Origin of the sequence: Chitinophaga niastensis, assembly GCF_003014755.1 — a bacterium.
In the GTDB taxonomy this organism is placed as follows: Bacteria; Bacteroidota; Bacteroidia; order Chitinophagales; family Chitinophagaceae; genus Chitinophaga; species Chitinophaga niastensis.
Genome location: NZ_PYAW01000011.1, coordinates 58,196 through 82,810 on the forward strand (window position 1 = coordinate 58,196; position 24,615 = coordinate 82,810).

The 24,615-nt window shown below is 43.0% G+C and carries 16 protein-coding genes and 1 tRNA gene; 5 read left to right on the forward strand and 12 right to left on the reverse strand.

Annotation, left to right across the window (positions count from 1 at the left end):
- Nucleotides 1-285: 285 nt before the first annotated feature.
- Nucleotides 286-2,190, reverse strand: coding sequence for a 30S ribosomal protein S1 (rpsA, locus tag CLV51_RS27925; RefSeq protein ID WP_106531410.1), 1,905 nt, complete (start codon nt 2,188-2,190; stop codon nt 286-288).
- 355 nt (nt 2,191-2,545) lie between these two features.
- Here rpsA and CLV51_RS27930 point away from each other — a divergent pair, with 355 nt between their 5' ends.
- Nucleotides 2,546-3,424, forward strand: coding sequence for a rhomboid family intramembrane serine protease (locus CLV51_RS27930; RefSeq protein ID WP_106531411.1), 879 nt, complete (start codon nt 2,546-2,548; stop codon nt 3,422-3,424).
- Nucleotides 3,425-3,459: 35 nt separating this feature from the next.
- Nucleotides 3,460-4,686, forward strand: coding sequence for a 4-hydroxy-3-methylbut-2-enyl diphosphate reductase (locus CLV51_RS27935; RefSeq protein WP_106531412.1), 1,227 nt, complete (start codon nt 3,460-3,462; stop codon nt 4,684-4,686).
- A 264-nt stretch (nt 4,687-4,950) separates the two neighbouring features.
- Here the strand turns inward: CLV51_RS27935 and CLV51_RS27940 are convergent, their stop codons facing one another.
- From CLV51_RS27940 to CLV51_RS27970, 7 genes are all read right to left on the reverse strand, one after another.
- Nucleotides 4,951-5,715, reverse strand: a complete 765-nt coding sequence (locus tag CLV51_RS27940) for a LytR/AlgR family response regulator transcription factor (RefSeq protein ID WP_106531413.1) — start codon at nt 5,713-5,715, stop codon at nt 4,951-4,953.
- Nucleotides 5,716-5,827: 112 nt separating this feature from the next.
- Nucleotides 5,828-7,780 (reverse strand): tetratricopeptide repeat-containing sensor histidine kinase, encoded by a 1,953-nt coding sequence (locus CLV51_RS27945; RefSeq protein WP_106531414.1) that lies wholly within the window; start codon nt 7,778-7,780, stop codon nt 5,828-5,830.
- A gap of 647 nt (nt 7,781-8,427) precedes the next feature.
- Nucleotides 8,428-9,117, reverse strand: coding sequence for a (d)CMP kinase (gene cmk / locus CLV51_RS27950; RefSeq protein ID WP_106531415.1), 690 nt, complete (start codon nt 9,115-9,117; stop codon nt 8,428-8,430).
- Between the two features lie 178 nt (nt 9,118-9,295).
- Nucleotides 9,296-10,870, reverse strand: a complete 1,575-nt coding sequence (locus CLV51_RS27955) for a T9SS type A sorting domain-containing protein (protein WP_106531416.1) — start codon at nt 10,868-10,870, stop codon at nt 9,296-9,298.
- A 9-nt stretch (nt 10,871-10,879) separates the two neighbouring features.
- Complete coding sequence (locus CLV51_RS27960; RefSeq protein ID WP_106531417.1) at nt 10,880-12,964, reverse strand: hypothetical protein; 2,085 nt, start codon at nt 12,962-12,964, stop codon at nt 10,880-10,882.
- 77 nt (nt 12,965-13,041) lie between these two features.
- Nucleotides 13,042-14,991: a hypothetical protein gene (locus CLV51_RS27965; protein ID WP_106531418.1), complete on the reverse strand. Its 1,950-nt coding sequence runs from the start codon at nt 14,989-14,991 to the stop codon at nt 13,042-13,044.
- Nucleotides 14,992-15,514: 523 nt separating this feature from the next.
- Complete coding sequence (locus CLV51_RS27970; protein ID WP_106531419.1) at nt 15,515-18,049, reverse strand: ATP-dependent Clp protease ATP-binding subunit; 2,535 nt, start codon at nt 18,047-18,049, stop codon at nt 15,515-15,517.
- 300 nt (nt 18,050-18,349) lie between these two features.
- On the opposite strand from CLV51_RS27970, the gene CLV51_RS27975 reads away from it, so the two are divergent.
- Complete coding sequence (locus tag CLV51_RS27975) at nt 18,350-18,727, forward strand: STAS domain-containing protein (protein WP_106531420.1); 378 nt, start codon at nt 18,350-18,352, stop codon at nt 18,725-18,727.
- A 15-nt stretch (nt 18,728-18,742) separates the two neighbouring features.
- Nucleotides 18,743-19,651 carry a ribonuclease Z gene (locus tag CLV51_RS27980; RefSeq protein WP_106531421.1) on the forward strand — a complete coding sequence of 303 codons (909 nt, stop codon included), beginning with the start codon at nt 18,743-18,745 and terminating at the stop codon, nt 19,649-19,651.
- A gap of 100 nt (nt 19,652-19,751) precedes the next feature.
- Here the strand turns inward: CLV51_RS27980 and dapA are convergent, their stop codons facing one another.
- Together dapA and CLV51_RS27990 are read right to left on the reverse strand one after the other, a co-directional pair.
- Nucleotides 19,752-20,627 carry a 4-hydroxy-tetrahydrodipicolinate synthase gene (gene dapA / locus CLV51_RS27985; RefSeq protein ID WP_106531422.1) on the reverse strand — a complete coding sequence of 292 codons (876 nt, stop codon included), beginning with the start codon at nt 20,625-20,627 and terminating at the stop codon, nt 19,752-19,754.
- An 80-nt stretch (nt 20,628-20,707) separates the two neighbouring features.
- Entirely contained in the window at nt 20,708-21,661 is a 954-nt protein-coding gene (locus tag CLV51_RS27990) for an acetyl-CoA carboxylase carboxyltransferase subunit alpha (RefSeq protein WP_211302143.1), read from the reverse strand.
- A gap of 169 nt (nt 21,662-21,830) precedes the next feature.
- Here CLV51_RS27990 and CLV51_RS27995 point away from each other — a divergent pair.
- Nucleotides 21,831-21,904 (forward strand) — tRNA-Asp (locus tag CLV51_RS27995).
- 729 nt (nt 21,905-22,633) lie between these two features.
- On the opposite strand, the gene CLV51_RS28000 is transcribed toward CLV51_RS27995, so the two are convergent.
- Together CLV51_RS28000 and CLV51_RS28005 are read right to left on the reverse strand one after the other, a co-directional pair.
- Complete coding sequence (locus CLV51_RS28000) at nt 22,634-23,452, reverse strand: tetratricopeptide repeat protein (RefSeq protein ID WP_106531424.1); 819 nt, start codon at nt 23,450-23,452, stop codon at nt 22,634-22,636.
- Nucleotides 23,453-23,524: 72 nt separating this feature from the next.
- Nucleotides 23,525-24,610, reverse strand: coding sequence for a tryptophan 7-halogenase (locus tag CLV51_RS28005; protein ID WP_106531425.1), 1,086 nt, complete (start codon nt 24,608-24,610; stop codon nt 23,525-23,527).
- Between the last annotated feature and the right edge of the window lie 5 nt (nt 24,611-24,615).

Sequence of the window (24,615 nt, forward strand, 5' to 3'; positions counted from 1 at the left end):
AGGATTTTTAAGATTGAATGGATTACCTTGATGGATGCCGAAGATCTGAGCGTAGATATTCGCGTATATCTTCCAAATAAAATAATATAACACCCATCAGGGTAATCCATTCAATCTTAAAAATCCTGGTTCAGACAAATGCCCGCTATGCTCTTCGCTAATCTTTTTAAATCAAAAAAAGAAAATCAGGGTAATCAGTATAATCAGCCTAATCCTGGGCAAGACAAAAAAAATCCCGTTCTGATGTTACTCAGAACGGGATTTATTATTTAATGAAACCGGATCTTATTGCGCGCTTTTTTCTTCGCCGCCTTCTGATTGTTTCAGTTTTTCTCTCAGTTCAGCTAAAGCACCCAGGTCACCTAAAGTAGCTTTTTCTACTTTACCCTGAATGTTTTTCACTGCTTTACGAGTTTTGTCATCTTCAGCTCTCTTCTCTTTAACAACAGCCTGTTTTTCTTCAGCCTGTGCTTTTTCCCAAACTCTGGTGTGAGAAACCAGGATACGTTTTTCGCTACGATCGAATTCGATGATCATGAATTCTTTCACATCTTCAACGTTGATTGGTTTTTCGTCTTCTGTTCTCAGGTGACGGGCAGGAGCGTAAGCTTCCAGACCGTACTGCAGTTGAACAGTAGCACCTTTATCATCTTTCTTCACTACAGTTCCTTCATGAACGGAGTTAATCGGGAAGATAGTTTCGAAAGTGTTCCATGGATCTTCTTCGATCTGTTTGTGACCGAGGCTCAGTTTGCGGTTGTCCTTGTCAATACCCAGGATAACTACATCTATTTCGTTACCTACTTTAGTGTACTCGCTAGGGTGATTGAAACGTTTGATCCAGCTCAGGTCAGAGATGTGGATCATACCACCGATGCCAGTTTCCAGTTCAACGAAAACGCCATAAGGAGTGATGTTCTTCACGATACCTTTGTGACGGCTTTCAACCGGGAATTTAGTTTCGATAGTAGACCATGGATCTTCTGTCAGTTGCTTGATAGACAGGCTCATTTTGCGCTCGTCTTTGCTCAGGGTAACTACCACTGCTTCGTATTCTTCTCCTAATTTGAAGAATTCTTTAGCGTTGATAGGTGTAGAAGCCCAGGAGATTTCAGAAACGTGAACCAGACCTTCAACACCTGGCATGATTTCCAGGAATGCACCGTAATCCTCGATGTTTACAACTTTACCTTTTACTTTAGCACCTTCGGTGATAGTAGCTGGTAAAGTATCCCAAGGATGCGGAGTCAGTTGTTTGTAGCCCAGGCTTATGCGACGTTTTTCGTCATCAAAGTCAAGCACAACAACGTTGATTTTCTGATCCATCTGCAGTACTTCGCTCGGATGGGAGATACGGCCCCAGCTGATATCGGTGATATACAGTAAGCCGTCCAGACCACCCAGGTCGATGAACGCACCGAAATCGGTGATATTCTTGATAGTACCTTCCAGCACCTGGCCTTTCTCCAGTTTGCTGATGATATCCACTCTTTGTTGTTCGATATCGCTTTCGATCAGTGCTTTGTGAGAAACAACGGCGTTGCGGATGGTTTCGTTTACTTTCACCACCTTGAACTCCATAGTTTTGCCTACAAACTGGTCGTAGTCGGTAACCGGTTTCACGTCGATCTGTGAACCTGGCAGGAATGTTTCCATACCGTACACATCTACGATCAAGCCGCCTTTGGTTTTGCTGGTAACAGTACCAGTAACCACTTCGCCTGTTTTGTAAACTTCCACGATTTTTTCCCATGCACGTTTCTGGCGAGCCTGTTTACGGCTCAGGTGCAGGTTACCATCGCGGTCTTCTTTTTCCACTACCAGCACTTCCACTTCATCACCGATCTTCAGACCTGGTAAATCACGGAATTCGTTCAGAGAAATCAAACCATCAGATTTGAAACCGATGTTGATAACTACGTCTGTGTTGGTTAAACCTACAACAGTACCTGTAAGCAGACTGTTTTCGTCAAATACTTTGAAGGTGCTGTCGTACGTTACATCGTACTTTGCTTTTTCTTCTTTGCTGTAAGAAGATACATTACGTTTGTCAACGCTCCAGTCAAAATCATCATGGGCGGTTTCAACGATTGCAACAGGTGCTTTTGGTGTCGCTGTTTCTACCGTAGCAGTTGCTTGCGGAGCCTGTTGTTCAGCGTTTTGTTCGTGAGAAATGTTGTTTTCACTCATAAAAAATATTGTATTAAGCCGGAATACCCGGACTCCCTGTTTTATGGGACGGCAAAAATACGATAATTTTAGGGTTTATCCACATTTTTATTGAAGAAAATACGTATCTACTGTGGTATTGAGCGCAGGTTTCAGATATTTTTTAAATGTATTATTAAAATTTATATTACGATAAAAAATCAATCTGCGTTTACACACATTTTTTTTAGTAAAAAGACAACCAGAATCCGGAATAATTGTTGATTAACAAAGGAAAGACAGCTGTCGTTTATTTGCAGCAAACGGGCTTATATTTCCTGTATTCAAAATGTTAATTACTATCATAAAATCCCGGATTTTATTTTAATTTGTGTATATGAACGGGACCTCTTTTCAATCGGATATTCGCTATTGGCTCAGGCAAGGTAATACAGTGAACTATTTGCTTTTCTGGAACATTATAGTTTTTCTGGGAATAAATATCTTACGCCTAACTGCTTTTTTAACCAAGCAACCCGCTCCTTTAGAATGGACATACAATCAGCTGGCGATGCATACGCCACTGGCATCTTTTATCATGAAGCCATGGGGGCTTATTACCTACATGTTTACACATGAGGAAATTTTCCACTTGCTGTTTAATATGATTAATCTCTACTGGTTTGGGAACCTGTTCCGCGATTTTCTCGGTAACAAACGGGTATTACCCTTATACCTGCTGGGAGGTATTGCCGGCGGCCTTTTATATTTGTTGAGCGCCGTAATTTTTACAGGCTATGTAGGCGGTACCATGATAGGTGCTTCCGCCTCTATCATGTGTATACTGGTAGCTGCCGCTACACTCATGCCTAATTATGAAATAGGCCTGATGTTCCTTGGAAACGTAAGATTAAAATGGCTGGCCCTTGCGCTGGTAGTATTAGGACTGATATCTATCCCCAATGGTAATATAGGCGGGTTAATTTCCCATGTAGGCGGCGCCCTGCTTGGCTTTTTCTATATCCGCATCCTGCAGGCAGGTACTGATCTCTGCAAACCACTGATATGGTTATTCGATGCCAACACCCGCAGGGAACAACGTGCCGCTGCCCAAAAATTCAAACCAAAAAAATCACCGCTTAAAGTGGTGAAAAAAATAGATGATAACAGCCAATCAAGGCTGGATCAACTACTCGACAAGATAAATGAGAAGGGTTATCAAAGCCTCAGCTCCGAAGAAAAAGCCTGGTTAGACAAAGTGAGCAAAGAAAACTGATTAACTTTGCCTTTCAATTTTTCCGTTTTTAACTCATGAAAACATTCAACGTTCCGGTTATATATCGCAGTCCGCTGATCAGCGCCATCAAAAACCAGCGCAAACAACAGGACCGCATGAAGAAGGACTTCACTCCCACTGCGCTGGACTTTGGCCCGCTAAAAATATTGCTTGCCCGGCACTTTGGCTTTTGTTATGGAGTGGAAAACGCCATAGAAATAGCTTTTAAAACAGTAGACGAGAATCCTGACAAACGTATTTTCCTGCTCAGTGAAATGATCCACAATCCGCATGTAAACAACGACCTGCTGGATCGGGGGGTTCAGTTTATCATGGATACAGCCGGTCATCAGCTGGTTCCCTGGGAAACATTGCACCACGATGATATTGTGATCATACCTGCATTTGGTACTACCCTAGAAACGGAGAACAAACTTGCCTCATTGGGTATTGAACCCCTGAAATATAATACCACCTGCCCCTTTGTAGAACGCGTATGGAATAAGGCCGAACAGATAGGTAAGAAGAATTATACCGTGATTGTACATGGGAAGCCTAAACATGAAGAAACACGGGCAACCTTTTCTCATAGCCAGGCCAGCACTCCTACCGTAGTGGTGAAAGACATCCGGGAAGCAGCACTGTTGGCGGATTTCATTACCGGTAAAAAAAAGGGCGACGAGTTTTATACGCTTTTCCAGGGACAGTATTCACCTGGTTTTAATGTAGCCACGGATCTGCAGCGTGTAGGGGTGGTGAACCAAACCACCATGCTGGCAACAGAAACCCAGGCTATTGCAGACTATATACGCCAGGTAATGATTGACACATATGACCTCTCCGAGACCACTACAGGAGAGCGATTTGCAGATACCCGGGATACCCTTTGTTATGCTACCAACGACAACCAGACTGCCGTAACCGGCATGCTATTGGAACCTGCGGACCTGGCGATAGTGGTAGGAGGTTATAATAGTTCCAACACATCTCACCTGGTAGAGTTATGCGAAGAAAAACTGCCTACTTATTTCATTTCTTCGGCAGAACATATGGTATCGGCTAATGCAATTAACCACTGGGATTTTCATCATAAAACTGAATTGCAAAGCGATAGTTTTTTACCCAAAAAAGAACAGGTGACCATCCTGCTGACCAGCGGTGCTTCCTGCCCGGATGCATTAGTAGAAGGTGTCATTCGCCGCTTACTTTCCTTTTATCAACTGGAACATAAAGCAGATGAATTAATAATTATTGAAGAATAAGATCTATATATAATCAGATAAAATAAATGGCATTAAACAAAAAAGACACCCATATGGTGTCTTTTTTCTTTGGGGCTAATCACGCTAGTAATGCAGAGTATAAAATCTTTATATCGTGTTTTAATTGAAATCGTAATTCAAAAGTACTTTTTCTAAAATATGCGCGCAATAGCCATTTATTATCCGGTAGGTTATTAACTATAAGTGGCATAAAAATGAATAAAATTGGAAACGGCACTTCATAACATCATTGTAAATCATCACTTAAAACTGCATTGCCTTCTTTAAAAAATCGGCCTTGCGTCTTCTGGATACCTCCACCTGCGTGCCATCGCTCATGAGTGCAAAGCCGCCTTCTCCCTGGATATAGGATTGCATTTGCTGCAGATTAATCAGGTGAGAATTATGCACCCTGAAAAAATCCACGTCTGTGAGTAGTTCTTCAAATTCCTTCAGGGGACGGGATACCATCAAATTCTTTTTATCTGTAAAAAAAATCCTGGTATAGTTGCCGGTAGATTCGCAACGCACAATATTTTGCACGGGCATAAACACCAAACCATTGATAGTAGGCAACGCAATTTTTTTATGCGTTTGCTGCAAAGTTTTCATATTCTGCAAAAACACATCCATAGGTGAAACAGTTGTATCCTTCAACCGGCTCACTCTTTTCTCCCTGGACTTTTCCAATGCATCCTGCAATTCCTTTACACTAAAGGGTTTCAGGAGATAGTCCAATGCATTAAATTTGATAGCCTTTAAAGCATATTGCTCATGGGCAGTAGTAAAAATGACATCAAAGGAAACCCGCTCAAATAGTTTCAACAATTCAAATCCATTCTGATAAGGCATTTCTACATCAAGGAATACAAGCTCGGGCTGTAGTTCATCCACCAGTTCTTTTGCCTCCCTTACACTTTTGGCTGATCCAATCACATTTACGCCAGGACATTTTTTTAATAACATAGTTTGCAGGGCATCAATGCAATGTTGCTCATCATCAACGATGATAGCTTTGATTTCGCTCATACAGTTAGCTTTTAGCTTTTAGCAGTTAGCTATTAGCAGTTTATTATTTATTAGTAAGTAATTAAAAAGCAGCTGATATTTTAGATAAAAGCTAATCGCTAAAGGCTAATAGCTAAAATATAAACTCGGCCGGTAAAATAATAGTGATTTTTGTTCCCGACGGTTGTCCGGTTCCGTCCTCCAGGTCTGTGACAGTGACTGTTGCCTCCTTGTTATTTATTTTCCGGATCAGGTCTATACGTCCTTCTGTTACCTGCATACCAACCGAGTGGTGCATTCTTCCTTTACGTTCTTTTATTTCCATGGCCTTTTTGCGACCTATCCCATTGTCAGTAATTGTGCATACGAGGCTACGCTTTTTTAATACGATCTCAATATCCAGTAATCCCTTGTCTGCTGCCGGCTTATGCACCAGTCCGTGCCAGATGGCGTTTTCCACATATGGCTGCAGGATCATTGGTGGAATAAGCACTTCTTCATCATTAATATCCGGTGCGATGTGGAAATTAAATTCAAAGATGCCATTACAACGCAGGGATTCCAGGTCCAGGTACAGCCGTAAAGATTCTATTTCTTTGTTGAGTGTAATAAAAGTATGTTGGGTGTTATCCAGGATCAGTCGCATCAACCGGGAAAATTTGGTAAGATAGTCTGATGCTTCTTCCTGGTTATTACTCCAGATATAACGATGAATAGAGCTGAGCGAGTTAAAGATAAAATGTGGATTCATCTGCGAACGCAGTGAGCGTAATTCCAGCTGTAACGTTTGTTTATTGGCGCGAAGGTTACGGTGACGGATATAAAAAAAGCCACCTATTATCGCCATCAGCAGAAAGGCCGCCAGCGCAAAAGTGACTACCACATTTCGTTTGGTGCGTAGCTCTCCTACCATTTTATCGTGCTCCAGGGTACGGATCTGGTTATCTTTACGGTCTACTTCATAAATGGTTTGCATTTGCTTCAACGCCATCGACGATTTCTCATCCAGTATACTGTCTTTGTAAAGCAATGATTTATCTGCGGCATCCATCGATCTTTTAAAATCGCCGCTCTCTTTAAAATCCGCTGCCAGTGCCTTGTAGGCATCCATCAGCATAGATTTAAAATTCCAGTAGTTACTTACTTCAATGGATTGCGTGATATACTTTCTGGCTTCTTCATGTTTGCCCTCTGCTCCCAATAACTTACCAATGTTCAGGTAGCTTTCCGCCACATGCACTTTATCTTCTACCTTATCATTTACTGCCAGGGCTTTTTGAAGATAATCCATAGCTGCCTGGTAATCTTTCTTTTCCTTGTAGGCATCACCGAGGGCGTTATAACATATAGCCATGCCTGTTGGATTATCCAATTTCTGATTTACTGCCAGCGAGCGTTTATAATAATGAATAGCAAGGTCCAGTTTATTTTGGCCCTGATAGGCATATCCAAGATTTCCCAGGTTGATGGCAACGCCCAGGTCATTATGATTATCTTCTTCCAGCTGCAGTGCGTAGTTAAAGTGTGTGATAGCGTCTGCATACTTTTCAGTTGTTAATTGGATATTGCCGATGCTGTTGGTGGCCACGCAGATGTTTCGGATATCATGAATTTGCTCTGCCAGCACTAAGGCGCGTATATGGAAATCGAATGCTTTCTGTAATTTGTCCAGACGACGACAATCCACCCCGGCATTATTGAGGGAAAAAGTGATCAAACCTGTATCCCTGGCTTCTTCCGCATATTTGAGCGCCTTTTCGTGATAGTCTTCCGCAATGATATAAAGTGATTTATTCCTTTTGCTGGTACCTAATTCATTGTATGCCAATGATAAACCCGCAGGATATTTCAGGTATTGCGATAATGTGAGGGCTTCCTGCCAGAAAGGATTATCCGTTTTATGTACTTCGAAATATCGGGTATAGGCTCTGCCTTTTTTGATCAGCAGCGACACCTTAGCGGTATCATTGGGCAACATGCGAATAGAGTCCAGCAACTTGCCGGCCCTCAGGGAATCCTGGGCCACTGCCCCTAAACAGGCTCCCAACAGGAGCAGGCACCAAAAACATACACCTTTTATAGACATTGGTCGGTCTGTGTGACTACACAATTTAAACAAGAATTACGAATAACGCGTGGCTAATCAAAGATATCAGGGTAACATAACCTGTTCACCGCTCTGTACTCATCACCAGACAATCAAAAAAATAAAAAGCGAAAGGGCGAAAGAATTCGCCCCTTCTTCCTATTAACCGAATACACCTACTGAAAACATGGAACGACTATGGCGTGCCACGCCATCCCACATTACGTTTAAGCCTAATAATAGTAATTATACTACCTTCAGCAGAATTATATATTCCTATCAATTTTATAATCGGTTAATAGCAAAGGGTCTTGCGGATATAGCTAGGATAAGACATTCCCGTAAGCACGATATATCATATATGCGTCTTGCGCTCACATTTTCATATTGTCTTACTCAAAGTCAGTCGGCAATAGCACAAAACCTGTTCACGGTGACTTACCATACAAAATTACCTAAGCAGTGCTTTTCAGAATGGATAAGGTTGGAGATGAAAAACGGGTCTTAACAGACATCGGTTTAACATGCAAATAAATACTTGTTGGAAATTTCGGAGGATGTGGAAAAATTATCGGGTTGGTTATCCTGTTATATAAACAGATATAAGGCAAATGTATAAAAGACTTTTAATAAAAGGAAATATTATTTTACGAAGAATGAGCCATAATAGCATCTTCTACCCATTGCATCACCAGGCTCTGCTGGTCTTCCATGCCTAACTGACTGTTATCCAGAATAATAGCATCATCTGCTTTGCGAAGCGGACTTATTTCACGGTTAGCATCAATATAATCGCGCAATTCCAGGTTTTGCTTTACTTCCTCTATGGTGATATTTTTGTTTTTTACATAGAGCTCCTTAAAGCGGCGTTCTACGCGTATAGCGATATCAGCTGTCATGAAGATTTTAAGCTCTGCATGGGGGAATACTACGGTACCGATATCACGGCCATCCATAACGATGCCTTTGCGGGTACCCATTTTCTTTTGCTGTGCTACAGCAAAATCGCGTACTTCCTTTACTGTAGACACTTCGCTCACTTTTTCTGCGATCAGCATTTCCCGGATCAGGTGTTCTACATTTTCTCCATTCAGGAACATTTCACATTCACCGGTGAGAGAATTAGGTACAAAATCCAGGTGTACATCCAGCAGCGCGCTTTTTACTGCTTCATGAGAGACCCAGTCAACACGGTTTTGAATAAAATAAAGGGTAATTGCACGATACATTGCACCACTGTCTATGTAGGTATAGTCCAGTTGTTTAGCCAATTGCTTGGCTAAAGTGCTTTTTCCACATGAAGAGTAGCCATCTATCGTGATGATTATTTTTTTCAAAACTGCTGTTTTAATTGAATCGCCTATCGTATCGGGAAGGACGCTACAAAATTGAGGCAATTATGCGAAAAAAGCAAATCAATGAAATTTTTGAACCGGGTTATATTAAGATGCAGATATTTAGTTGCTATGGGGGCTAACCCATTGAAACTAAATATCTGCATATATATCAAAATATTTATTGGACGACTATTACTTTACAGGTGTAGGCTACTTTCATGGTGTCTTTATGATAAATCACCAGGAAATAGGCGCCTGATGGCAAGTCGCTCATACTAACATCAGTATCTGATTTAATATCGTACTGACGCATCACCTGGCTCCAGGTATCACGCAGCTGCATCAGCAGACTACCGCGTAAACCACGGATAGTAACTTTGAACTTGCCATTATTCGGATTCGGATAAACTTTTATCTGTACAAACGGCGGCACCGCACGGATTTCAGAGTATACCACCTTGCCATTACGGCCTATCGCTTTAATACGGTAGTATGTCCAGTCGTCGTAGTCGTTGAGGTCCTGGTAAGTATAACTAAGCGGTACATTACTATTGCCGTTGATAGCCTTTGTAGGCACGGTAGCTATTGTAGTAAAGGTTTCTTCCCTTTCATACCGGCGTTCCACTTCAAACACAGCGTTGCTTATTTCGCGACTGGTGGTCCAGTCCAGCTGCACCATTACAGGTGCAATCCGGTAAGCCTCGAAACTCAGGAACATGGCTGGTTTAAGCGAAGCAACCAATATTGTTTTAGTAAAATATTCACTGGCACCAAGACCTGTAAAATTCCGGATATGCATGGTTGCAGGCTCCGACATAGGACTGGTAGTTAGTGTACCTGCCAATGGGTTGGCGGGTATAAACGGTACATTATCCCATACACCTCCTGTGAAATGTGTAATAAAACTACTATCGCGGGAGGCAGCATAAGCGGGTAATTCGCTCACATCCATATGTTGCAGGATGATAGCTGCATCGCCACCGGTATTATCTATCCGGCGTATGTTCCAGGTTTTATTCACGAAGCTGTCGGTATAAGCAGTGCCGCCCGCAGCAACTGTATATACACTATCGTAGGTGTGCACACCAAAAACATCTGTTGCGCCCGTAAGGAGTATAGCTGCCGGAGAGTAGCTGTCATCGGCAGTTCCCACCGGAAATACCACTTTATTGGCGGCATCGTTTATACCTGCCCGGTAGAGCGCGCCCCCGGCAAAGCCGGTGCCGTTCACTACAAATTTTTTATCGTTATATCCTGTGATGGTGCCGGGAGTCTTTTCTCCCACCTGCAAATTCCATCCGTTCAGATATATATGTCCGTTTGTAAACTGTAAATTATTTCTGATTTTGAGATCACTGAGATCATCGAGCAACAAGCCTGCGACGTTATTCACCTCCAGGTTAGGGAAGCTGGTTCCCATTCTGGCGGTGAGGCTGTAGCCGCCAAAAACTTTTTGCAGGCCTGTGTTTGCACCTGAAAAAAGGAATATGCCCCCTGTTCCTGAAACACCATCTGCACTTTCATCCGGTAACGTAGACCCGTTTCCGTTAGTCCATAGTTTGCTGAGAAAATAGAAGATAGTATTTGGATTAGAGCCCAGGATACCATTGTTGGTCATATCAGAGAAGATGCCTACGTTGGTACTGCCGGACAGCCATACGGTGCCACCGGCAGGGATGTAGACGCCCTGCTGGGCGGAAGAACTTCCGACCAACAAAGTCAATAACAATATGATAAACAATAATTTTCTCATTCCTGTTTTTTACTGAATTATTGTAACATCATATGTACCAGCGGGATTGGATACTGCCCCACTTGAATTAGTAAAACTTACATTTATATTATTACCTGCTCCTGTAGACCTTGCCCAACCAATGATCATACCTGTAGCCAGATTGCTTTGCGGATTGATAATAATAGTTGCATTCGCATTAACAGTACCTCCTGAGGAAACAGTAATTGCTCCAGTATACAATCTGGAAGTATTGTTATTCATATTGCCGCTTGATGGCAACGTAACAGTACCTTTCATAACATTTGTAAGAATTGTACCTGTAGCACCCAGCTTTACAGTACCATTCACATCCAGGCTCGCTGCCGGAGTATTAGTTTTAATGCCTAATTCTTTATTCGTATTATCCCAGAAAAGATTAGCAGCATCCTGGGTGGTTTCAGTTGTGGCATCAACTGTCTGATTGGCGAATAGCAGACCTCCCGGAGTAAAAGCATTTGATCCCAAAGTAGTGACCACTTTATACCATGGGTTAGTACCTGCAATTAATGGAGGTGGTGGAGCAGGGTTATTTTTCCATTCTCTTAATGCTAATGTATTCTTATCAAAATAAAGCTGTGTAGTATAACCCGTATTCTGAAACGACAATACACTCCATGCCCAAGCACTTGTTCCACCAGGACCATTAGTTACAATACCAGAAGTAGGGCTTGCCCATATTTTCATTCTGTATTTAGGATCAGGAGCATCCGCATAAGTAATATCATTACTAGCCAAATTACCATAAGAAGCACCTCCGGTAATGTCCGGAGCCGGCACATACGTAGATGATGCCACATTCCATTTTAATACATCACCATCGTTGGGTGTAGCGGTAGATACAGCATTATTCTGGATTTTATTAGCATTCCAGAGCGCATTTGTATTGTCCGCAGTAATAGTCCAGGTACGGTCTGCTGAGAGATCAGCACCAAGCGGTAAAGGTGTTATTGAGGCAATACCTGTTCCTTTGGCAAGTGTGATCTGCCTGGATGTAGCCACATAGGCAGGTGTAAAAAACTCCAGTGTGGTCGCATCTTTTACGCGCAACATATCACCCGGGCTACCGATCGCTGAAACGCCGGTACCACCGCGACTTACCGGCAATGTGCCTGTTGTGATTTTACCTGCGTCCAAATTTGGTATATCCGTTGCCGTTAGTAGTCTGAATAACGGCACACCATTGCTTCCATTAGGCGCTGCAAATACCTGGTTGGCAGTCTGGCTCGCCAATGCTGCTGTTAATGTACCACTTGTTGTAACAGGACTGCCAGTAACTGTGAAAATAGACGGCATTGTTAATCCTACGGAAGTAACGCCTGTAGCAGCGGCAGGTGCTTTAGCCTGCCATTGTGTTCCATTAAAAGTAAGTACATCATTATTTGCAGGAGGAATTGTAAATAATATCGGAACACCGGATAATTTATTTGCATTCCAAAGTGCGGTGCCATTATCTGCGGTAATGGTCCATGTTCTGTCTGCAGAAAGGTCTGTTCCTACAGGAGCAGCTGTAACAGAAGCAATACCAGTTCCTGGCGCAATAGATAAATTCCTGGATGCCAATGCAAAATTGGGTGGTGTCCAGTTAATCCATTTACCAGCCTGATATTGGAGCAGTTGATTATTAGCGGGTGCTGTAATAGTGGCATCACCCATCATATTAATTGAGTAATCGCCTGCCGCCGGTAATATATCACCGGTACGTGTTTTAAAGGTGGTTACGCCGGTGTTTGTAATTGTACTACCTGCAATACCAATACCGGTACCGGCTATGATATCGGAAAACTCCAATACTTTTTGCCATCCGGCAGTTTTTTTCAGGTATAAAGCTTTGTCGTCTATTATATATACAAACATCCCATCAGCAGCACCAAATAGCGCTCCACCAGCCAGGATCTGCACTTTTGCAATGCGGGGTAGTAATAGCCCTTGTTTGTCAGCATTCAACTCCAGCAATGCATTTTTGTTCAGCAGCGTTGGATTCATTCCCAGCTTCAATTGCTGTGCCGACGCCTTTTGACTAAATATACAAAACAGTGTGCCTGCGCACACGCTTAACAACCCTTGCAACTTCATACAACATCTTTTAAGTAAGCACAAAAAGGAATGAAACGGCTACGCCTATACGTAGCCGTTTCAAATACTTTTTAATCTTATTTCTTGATAATATACCAGGTGCCGACACCATCTGATTGTACAGTAATGAAAGTCCAGTCGTTGAAGATATCAATGGAATTACCATCTTCAATAAACTCACCACCCGCAGCTTTAATGGTTACTTTATTATCGATATTATTACCAGCAACAGACAGTACTTTTTTGATAGTGTAGATACGGCCTTTTATACCTGCGGCAGTAGGCAAAGTTATCGTAGCAACGGCCGGATTTTTTACAATGATAGTATAGTCGTTAGGAGTAACTGTATAATCACCAGTTACTACATTAAGAGACATAGATACGGAACCAGCCACCTGGAATGTAGAGTTGGCAGCAGTAGTAGTATCGCCTACCAGCACATTTTTCTGTATAGATACTTCATTTCCAAATTTCTTCGCACCAGCAAAAGATTGTGCTGCATTACTCACCAAACCTCCTGTTACCAGTGGAGCTGCAATTGGTATACTCACCGTTACTTTACTGGTTACTGCATCTTCTGCGATTGCCAGATCTAAACCGGCATGATCGGCTGCGAAGGTTAAATCTTTAAATGCAGTGGCGGATAATGCCCTTGTCATAACGTTGCCGGTTACAGCATCACGTACCAGTACATTCTTCTGGGTATTAGTAGCATCAGGAGCGATCGCTGTAAGTACCAGGTTCTGATCCAATGTAGTATTACCCTTTACATGTAAATCATTGGCTAAGGTGGCAGCACCGGTTACATTCAGTGTACTTGATAAAGTAGTAGCACCGGTTACACCCAGTGTACTTGATAAAGTAGTAGCACCGGTTACATTCAGTGTATTTGATAAAGTAGTAGCACCGGTTACACCCAATGTATTTCCTAACGCAGTAGCACCGGTTACACCCAGTGTACCTCCTACAGTAGAATTTCCGTCTACAGTAAGATTATTTGCTACCCCAATTATATGAAAGTTGCCAGTCACAGTAGAGTTACCACCAATAGTAGCACCGCCTGCAGTAACAGTCAGCCCTGTACCTAATGTACCTGATCCAACAATGTTCAGATTTTTGTTACCGTTAATATCCTGCAGGAAAGTTTTTAAACCATCAAAAGACTGAGCAGCTGTAGTTACAGCACCGGGATGGGTTGCATCTGCTGCATGCAGTATAAGTTTAGGAGGAGCACCAACAACAGAATTGTCGATAGAGAGGCCTTCCGGAACACCAGTACCATCAAAAGCACCAATAATCATTGCTTTGGTGGCCTTATCAAATCTTGCCCAATCGGCCTTGCTTAGCAGACCTGCATTGATAGTACCATCCTGTGTGTTAATTGTCAGTTTGTGATCCCCGGTACCATTATCTGTATATGCGTAGCTAGTAGCATCGGCAGTGGTCAATGTTTGTGTAGCTGTACCATCAGCATTGATGGTCATCGCATTTACGAATGCACCGGTTGACAATTTACGGGAACTAACTTTTCCTGTTACTGGATCGATGAGTAACACGTCTACTCCTGGGGAGAGGAAATCAAGTTTTTTCAGGAATGTGTACCCGTTATCCACCACAATCCCTTCTATATTATTTGCTCTGATTGAAAAAGGGATGTTGTTAGTAGTACCGATAAACTGAGCAGCTGTGGCTGCATTACCGCTGGTAGACCAATAATTCTGCGCAATATTCGCAGTATTAGCCATCTTTTCCCAATAGCCATGATTTCTCACATAAAATCCTTCCTCACCGGCTTTCTTTAAATAGATGATCATACCATCCGGTGGTGTAAGCCCCTGAATGCCTACAGTATCCGCTAAACGAGGCAAGAGCAAACCTTGCTTGTCTGCATCCAGTTCCAATATGGCGGACTTTTCAACGGTAGTAGGGTTTTTACCCACTTTCAACTGGGCATTTGCCTGTGTGGCTACCAAACCAACACCACCCAGCAACATAACGCGTACTGCAATGCGTAAAGATTCTTTCATAGATATCGGGATAAATAGTTAATGTCTAAAACACGCCGGGGATTTCATATTCCCGGTAATAAAAAATATAATACGGGATAGCGATTATTCGTTGTGATTGTTATTGGCAGTATGGAGTATATAAAACCAGTTGTCAAGGACCCATATTTTATTTTTCAATTATATATACGAATGATTCAAATATTAGGATCTCGTACATATAAAAATATATAGGTTAAAATTTTACATACTGCAAAAATGACATATTAATAGATTTTAAAAAATGACATGATCATACCATTTTTAATATATATATTATCCATGTTAAATGTGGATAATACCCATTTGCAGGTAATATCATATGATGCGATCGATTTCAGAGAGTAATAAAAGGGGATAATAGGTAACGCGGGTATACTTCTACACAAAGCTATCAAGCATGGGAAGCATGGGGTAACATGTTTGTGTTATAAAACAGAAAAACCCGTCGAAGGTAAATTACCTTGACGGGTTTCTGTGAGTATTATTTCAATTGCGTTTTTACTTACGCTTCTGATTTTTCCGGTTTACTCTTGGAAGAGTTGTTTTTCAGCGTAAAGATCAGCTTCTGATTTTCCTTATCCAGATCAGCTACCAGTATATCTCCATCATGAATGTTCATGTTGAGGATTTCTTCGGCTAAAGGATCTTCCAGGTATTTCTGGATGGCCCTGTGCAATGGTCTGGCACCGAATTGCTGGTCGTAGCCCTTGTCTGCCAGGAAGCCTTTGGCTTCATCTGTCAGTTCCAGGCTGAAGCCCAGGTTGTTCAGACGTTTCAGCACGCTCTTCATCGTGATATCGATGATAACGTAGATGTGTTCTTTAGACAGTGAGTTAAAGATGATCACATCATCGATCCTGTTCAGGAACTCAGGAGAGAAGGTACGTTTCAGTGCTTTTTCAATGACTGATTTCGTATTATCTTCTTCGCTTACGGCTCTTGCGTTGGTAGTGAAACCAACACCTGCACCGAAATCCTTCAGCTGACGGGCTCCGATATTGGAGGTCATAATGATGAGGGTATTTTTGAAATCCACCTTACGGCCGAGACCATCGGTGAGGATACCATCATCCAAAACCTGCAACAGGAGGTTATAAATATCCGGATGTGCCTTTTCAATTTCATCCAGGAGGATTACAGAGTAAGGTTTACGGCGAACTTTTTCAGTCAGCTGACCACCTTCTTCATAACCTACATATCCCGGAGGGGCACCGATGAGGCGGCTTACAGAGAATTTCTCCATGTACTCACTCATATCGATGCGGATTAACGCTTCGTCAGAGTCGAACATGTAGCGGGCCAGTGATTTGGCCAGCTCTGTTTTACCTACCCCGGTAGGACCCAGGAATATAAAGGTACCGATTGGTTTTTTAGGATCCTTCAGCCCTACGCGGTTACGCTGTATGGCTTTGGTGACTTTGCTGATGGCTTCGTCTTGTCCCACCACGGCTCCTTTAAGATCTTCACCCATGCGACGCAGTTTCTCAGTTTCTGCCTGTACCATCCTTTTAACAGGGATACCGGTCATCATGCTAACCACTTCCGCGATGGCTTCTTCATCAATAGGGTAGCGTTTATGCTTCACTTCTTCTTCCCACATTGCTTTTGCGCGTTCCAGGTCTTCTCCCAGTTTCTTTTCAGTATCACGCAGTGCAGCGGCTTCTTCGAAGCGTTGGCTTTTAACTACTTTATTTTTTTCCTGCTTGATATCTTCAATCTGTTTTTCCAGATCGAGGATATTTTGCGGTACATTGATGTTTTTCAGGTGGACGCGGGCGCCTACTTCATCGAGTACATCTATCGCCTTGTCGGGCAGCAGACGGTCCGTCATGTAGCGGTCGCTCAGTTTCACACAGGCATCAATAGCAGCATCAGTATAGCTTACGTTATGGTATTCTTCATAACGTTGTTTGATGTTATTGAGGATCAAAATGGTTTCATCCACACTAGGCGGCTCTACCATTACTTTCTGGAAACGACGGTCCAGTGCGCCGTCTTTCTCGATGTACATACGGTACTCATCGAGTGTAGAAGCACCAATGCATTGGAGTTCGCCCCTTGCGAGTGCGGGTTTGAAAATATTGGAAGCGTCCAGGGATCCTGAAGCGCCACCGGCACCAACGATTGTATGAATTTCATCGATAAAGAGGATTACATCCCTGTTCTTTTCGAGTTCGTTCATGATGGCCTTCATTCTTTCTTCAAACTGGCCACGGTATTTGGTTCCAGCCACCAGTGCAGCAAGGTCGAGGCTTACCACGCGCTTATCGAAGAGCACGCGGGAAACTTTACGCTGCACGATACGCAGCGCCAGGCCTTCTACGATGGCGGTTTTACCCACACCGGGTTCACCAATAAGAATCGGATTGTTCTTTTTACGGCGGGAAAGGATCTGCGAAACGCGTTCAATTTCCTGCTCGCGGCCAACAATCGGGTCTAAGCTGCCGCTTTCGGCCAGCTTGGTAATATCTCTACCAAAGTTATCCAGTACGGGCGTTTTGGATTTGGTATTTGTCTGTTTGGCTTTGGATGCATAACTCTTTCTCTCGTCCTCAAACTCTTCTTCGCCCGGATCATCAAACTCTGATTTAGGGTCAGCAGATTTTACAAAGCCCAGTTCGTTTTTAAAAGTATCGTAGTCCACGTCAAATTGTTGTAAGATTTGTGTACAAACGTTTTCCTTATTCTTTAATATCGAAAGCATGAGGTGTTCCGTCTCCACCGTAGCGCTTTTCAGTGCCTTAGCTTCTAAAACGGTTACACGTATTACTTTTTCTGCCTGTCTGGTAAGCGGGAGACTATTGATATTAGCAATATTCTTTCCTGTTTTATCTTTTACAGCCAGTTCTACTTCCTTGCGTAATTCGTATAGGTCTACGTTCAAAGCCTGCAGAATCTTTACGGCCGTACCTTCGCCTTCGCGTATAATACCTAACAGCAGGTGTTCTGTACCTATGAAGTCATTTCCCAGGCGTAAAGCTTCCTCTCTGCTGAACGAAATGATCTCCTTAACTTGCGGTGAAAAATTCTGGTCCATTGTGAGATTATTAAATTATCAAAAACCCTTACGGGGGCTTGCTTATACAATAATAACGAATAATTCTGACTTACATTATCACGCTACATTACCGGAATGAAGTTATTCCTTTTTTAAACTTAAACAACTTACACTTTAATAGTATAAGAATTATTTTTGCGGTGATGCGGGTAACGATCGTTTAAAAAATATCTACGAAGAAAAGGAGATTTACGTTCGATCTCTTACAGTTATATTTTATAGGCGGTTCCCTGTATTCAAAATTGATTTTTACTAAAAGTATAAAACAACGTCCAACGTATGAAATTCAAAATTGATACCAAAGAAAAAATAGTCGTTTTTTGTCCGGAAGAAGATACATTGGATGCTAATTTGTCAGCCGACTTCCTTTCCACTATTACTTCCCTACCGGAGCTGGAGGGACGCAATCTCATACTGGATCTGTCATTGGTACAAAAAATTGATGCTACCGGCGTAGAAGCCATTTTAACAGTATACGAAACTTTATACGGCAATAATCTCTCCTGTGCGATCACCGGACTTAACAACACTTTAACAGCTCAACTGAAGGAAACGGGATCAGATATGCTGAATCTGGCTCCTACCATGGCAGAAGCGATAGATCTGATCATGATGGAAGAACTGGAAAGAGAACTCATGGATGGATTAGGAGAATAACTTATTTTTAGGCACATGTTTGCAGTAACAATACTAGGTAACAATTCGGCTATACCCACTCTGGACAGGCACCCCACAGCACAGGTAGTCACTTGCAATGAACAGCTGCTGCTGGTTGATTGCGGTGAAGGCACGCAATTACAGATAACACAATACAGAATCAGACGCAGCAAGCTCCGGTATATTTTTATCAGTCATCTTCATGGAGATCATTATTTCGGATTAATCGGCCTGATAAATACCCTTAACCTGATGGGGCGTACAGAGCCGCTCAGCGTATATGCGCCACCGGAACTGGAGCAGATCATTCAACTACAGCTGGATTGCTCAGGCACCATCTTAAAATTTGAATTATCGTTTGTTCCGTTATTACCGGGTTACAGCGGGTTAATTCTGGAAGACAAAGATTTGCGGGTAAGCTGTTTTCCTACGCAGCACCGGATTTCCTGTTTCGGATTTTCTATTGAGATGCAGAAACGTAAACGTAAACTGATACCAGAGCAGGCCAAGGCCTATGAAATCCCGGCAGCTTATTTCTCTAAATTACAGGAAGGAGCTGATTATCAGCGGAAAGATGGCAGCATTATAAAAAACGACTGGGTTACTTTGTCTCCCGGCAAAGCTAAACGGTACGTTTACTGTGCCGACACAATTTACGATGTGAATCTGTTGCCATGGCTAAAAGATGCAGACATGATGTATCATGAAACCACTTATCTGCATGATTTGGAGGACCGTGCTGCAGAGCGTTATCACAGCACTACCGTACAAGCAGCTTCGCTCGCTGCTGCTGCAGGTGTGAAGAAGTTGCTGATCGGGCATTTTTCTTCCAAATACACAGAATTGCAGCCATTTCTGGATGAATCGAGGCCTGTTTTTGCCAATACTGATATTGCAGAAGAGGGCGTGAGCTATATTGTTTAAGCTTTTAGCAATTAGCTTTTAGGAAAATGCAGCGAAAAAGAACGATGTTTTATCTTTTTCGCTGCATTTTCCTAAAAGCTAATTGCTAAAAGCTTAAAGCTCAGTATTTTTTCAGATACGCTCCTATCTTGCTATACAGCTCATCTGTAACCGGCAATATAGGGAGGCGGAAAACATTTTCTATGATACCTGCGTGATGCAGAAATGCTTTAATACCTGCCGGATTATTTTCTGAGAACATTAACTCAAAACCTTCCAGCATTTTATTATTCATGCTGCGTGCAGCCGGGAAATCATTCAGTAACGCCGCTTGTACCATGCTGGAAAAATCTTCCGCAAAGTAGTTGGCTGCTACAGAAATAACGCCGTCCATGCCGCAGGCCAGCTGTCCGAGTGCGAGCGCATCATCACCACTTATGACCAGGAAGTTATCCGGTTTATCGCGGATGATCTGCATGCATTGCATCATATCGCCGGAAGCTTCCTTCATAGCCACGATATTTTCCACTTCATGCGCCAGGCGTAGCGTGGTTTCCGCAGTCATATTGCGACCGGTGCGTCCTGGCACGTTATACAGGATAACGGGTTTTGGAGAAGCTGCCGCAATTGTTTTATAATGCTGAAAGATACCTTCCTGAGTAGGTTTGCTGTAGTATGGTGCTACGCTGAGGATAGCAGCAGCCTCGTCCAGCGGGCATTTTTCCAGTCGTTTTACCACATCCCTGGTACTGTAGTCGCCGACGCCGATTACTACAGGCACCCGTTTCGACACCTTTTCGAAAGTGAATTTTATCAAATCCAGCTTTTCATCTGCAGAAAGAGTAGGTGTTTCACCGGTAGTGCCCAGAGACACCACGTAGTTAACGCCGCCATCGATCACGTAGTTGATCAACTTTTCCAAAGCATTCCAATCTATGCTTTCATCTGCTTTAAAGGGTGTTACCAATGCCACCCCGGTGCCTTTTAGTTGTTCCATATTGTGTTTACGGGAAAATAAAAATTTCGAATTCCGAAGGCCGAAATTCGAAATTTTTATCGTGATCTCTAAATATTTTTTTATTTCTCTTCGTAAAAGCCCATACGGGAGAATTTATCTATACGTTGTTCAATACGGGTATCGGGATCAATTTTTCTTAATTCCACGAGTGTTTCTTTGATACGAACCTTCAGCAGGTGGGCCATTTCATCCGGATTAACGTGCGCGCCACCGAGTGGTTCACGAACGATTCCGTCTACCAGACCAAACTGGCTCATGTAATCTGAGGTCAGTTTCAGTTCTTCCGCTGCTTTTTCTTTGAAGTTCCAGCTGCGCCAGAGGATGGTGGAGCAGTTTTCAGGAGAAATAACCGTATACCAGCTATTTTCGAGCATAAATACTCTGTCGCCTATACCAATGCCCAATGCACCTCCGGAGGCCCCCTCGCCTATTATAATGCAGATTACGGGCACCCGGAGTTTTACCATTTCGAAAAGATTACGGGCAATGGCTTCTGCCTGGCCTCTTTCTTCCGCTTCCAGACCCGGGAAAGCGCCGGGGGTATCGATGAGGGTAACGATTGGCTTATTGAATCTTTCGGCCAGTTTCATGAGCCGGAGGGCTTTGCGGTAGCCTTCCGGATTAGCCATACCAAAGTTTCTGAGCTGACGCATCTTTGTGTTTACCCCTTTCTGCTGGCCAATAAACATTACTGTTTCGCCATCCAGATCGGCAAAACCGCCTACCATGGCTTTATCGTCTTTCACATTCCGGTCGCCATGCAGTTCCGTAAAGTTGGTGCACATTTTTTCGATATACGCCAAAGTATAGGGCCTATCCGGATGACGGCTCAGCTGTACGCGCTGCCAGGCAGTGAGGTGGGTGTAGATATCCTGACGGGTATTGGCAATCTTTTGCTCATACTCACTCACTGTAGCAGATACATCTACGCCTGACTTTTCACCATTTTCCTTCAGCTTAGCCAGCTGCTCATATAAGTCCGCGATAGGTTTTTCGAAATCCAGGAATTGCATAATTTGATTAAATTGGTTAAAGATCGGGTGTAAAGATAGTGCTGAAAATTTTTTTTAAAAAAGATTTGCTTAATTGAGAACTTTGTTGCTATCTTTGCAATCCCAAAACGGAACAACACAACGGATTGGGAGACAGAAAGATAGGAAGTTCTTATTAATATGTTGGAAAGGATCAGTAGTTCAGTTGGTTAGAATGCCGCCCTGTCACGGCGGAGGTCGCGGGTTCGAGTCCCGTCTGGTCCGCAAAAGGGGACAAATCATCATCAGTATGATTTGTCCCCTTTTCATTTGAAGTGCTGTTGCCCGACAGGCTTGCGATTAGCGCGAATACTTCATTTACTTTTCCGGTTCGAAGTGCCTCATTTTTGCGATCATAGACGATTCCTTCAGGAAATATGAGTTTCTGCAACTTCTCTTTCATACCCGCATCACTGGAATGCCATACCATAGGCAGTTTAGAAGAAAGTGATAGCGCATATTGAATAGCTTCTTCCGGGTTCGAAATACCTAGCTTACATTTATCCAGTTGCGCGGCTATATTTTCACGTTCCTTAATATAACGAGGATAAAACTTATCAAAAGTTTCCTGGCTCATCTCTTTTAGCACAAAACGGCTTTCCTCCAGGCTATCTATCTTTTTATTTATTTCCCTTAACTGGCTGGTTAGAATACTGTAGGCTCCTTTATTTAGTGCCAGTGGTTTTAGAGATTTTCATTTTTTTCGCCTGCATTTCCTTTTCCTGGGAATATAGTACAGGAGAAAAATGGTTACACTGCCGTCATCATTTTTGTGCGGACCAGTAACATGACAGCCAGCTGCAGCCTGACCGAGCATTTTGTCAATTTCATTTCCGCTGCTAATTTCTTCTAATTGAAAATCATCGAGGGTTAAACGTTTGGCGGTTTGAAGGTTTAAATAATGGAGATTAGAAGGAAAAACGAAACAGAGTGACTGTATTTTTTTGGTGAATACTATAACCCCAGCAGCTTTTTGTAATAGGAGAACAGCCAGGGGCGCACCTGATAAGGATAAGGCTCATACACCACATTATCTTCATTGATGGTATAACCCTGCTTGTAATCATGTATAGATTTAACCATTGACAGCTTCGCTTCTTCCTGTCTGTTCAGCTTAATCAAACAGATGGCTTTGTAGTAACTGGCATCTGAGAAATCAGGATAATGACGGAGAGCCATGTTGAAATGCGTGATAGCCGAATCGTATTGAGCTGTTTCATAATCTGCAATGCCCATATAGAAATCATACAGGAAATGCATGGGCGCTTCTTTGCACTGCTGTTGCCGTTCAGTCATGCATTGCTGCAGGTAATACCGTGCGCTGTCATACTGATTGAGTTGCAGATAACTGAGGCCGATATAAAAACTGTAGGAATGGTCCATTACTCCCTGATGTGTACTCAAGCGCTCCGCTGCTTCAAAGTCCGCAATAGCGGCATGATAGGATTTCTGGAAGATACATTTGATGAATGCCCTGTAATCCAGGTACTCCGCAGGGTTCAGCTGAACCGCCTTATCAAGATATACCATGCCGACTTCATATTTCCGCTGCTTGAAATACGGCATAGCTTTTAGTTGCCAGAACTCCGCTTCATCCGGCAATACGGCCAGTGCACTGTCCAGATAAAGTTGCCATTCCTTTGAAAAGTAATGGTAATGCCAGGCGCCGTTGGTGATATATTTTTTTTCAATGGAGTCTTTCAGCGGAGGGGATTGTGTGTGGCCGGCCAAGGTCAGCAGAAGGCAGAGCAGAAGGAATGAGGCTGTTTTCATGATAGGGATGATATTATACCGGAATACAGTATATAAAAAATAGTTTTACAATAGCATATGCAAGCTATTGCCCTAAGAGATTCTCCTTTTCCAGAACACTTCCTGTTGCCATCTTTTTTCCAGTTGGTACTGATGCCGGTGCATTTCTTTGTAGGCACTAAAAGCCTGGCTGATCAGCCAATCATATGCGGGCAACGCATCCTTTTTACCAGCCAAAGTATCTGCTATAGCGTGACCCGCATAGTAGCCGCATTCCAAAGCAGAGCTAATACCATAGGAAGACACAGGGTCATATGCAAATGCGGCATCTCCAACAGCCAGCCAGTTATGTCCATATCTTTCCTGTAAATAACCTGTGGCCGCGGTATGTACAGTAGTAGCAGTGGTCGAAGAAATCAATGAATCTATTAACAACGGCTTGAGAAGGGTAGTTTGTTTTGCGGCTGCTAAATAATCCGCTGGCCGCAGCATAGTGGGTGAAAGCAAATCAGCATCTGTCATATAACTAACAATCAGCCGACTTCCCGATAATGGTGCAGCATACCACCACCCCTGCTGTACAGCTTCTATATAGGTATACTGTGGAACATTAGTGCACCCACTATAACAAACGCTGACGCCTGTCAGCCTATCGGTATTGTGTCGGGAAACGCCCAGCATTTTGGCAATACGGCTTTTTTTCCCCGTGGCATCTACCATAAAATCGCAATGAAGATATTGTTCTTCACCGATCGCATTCTTTATGGTTATCTGCCATTTGCCAGTATCCTGTCTGCAGTCTGAAAAACGCCATCCCTGCAGGTATTGGATACCGGCGTCTGTTACACGGCTATGCAGTTGTGCTTCAAAGCTGCGACGATCCAGGTGCCACCCTTCCCGGTAAATATAAAACAGAAATATTTTATCAACCGGCATTGCTTGTCCCCATACAAAACGGTTACCATAGCATGGCAGATGTGCCTGTGTTTGTAGTAGTTCCATCAATCCCAGCTTTTGCAGCAATGGGGTAATATGAGGCGGAATAGTTTCACCTATTTTCATTTGCGGCTGTAAGGCAGTTTCCACTATCATACAGGGGATTCCTCTTTTACCAAGACTTAAAGCGGTGGCGGCACCTGCTGCTCCGCCACCCGCTATTAATACAGGAATATGATACATGATGT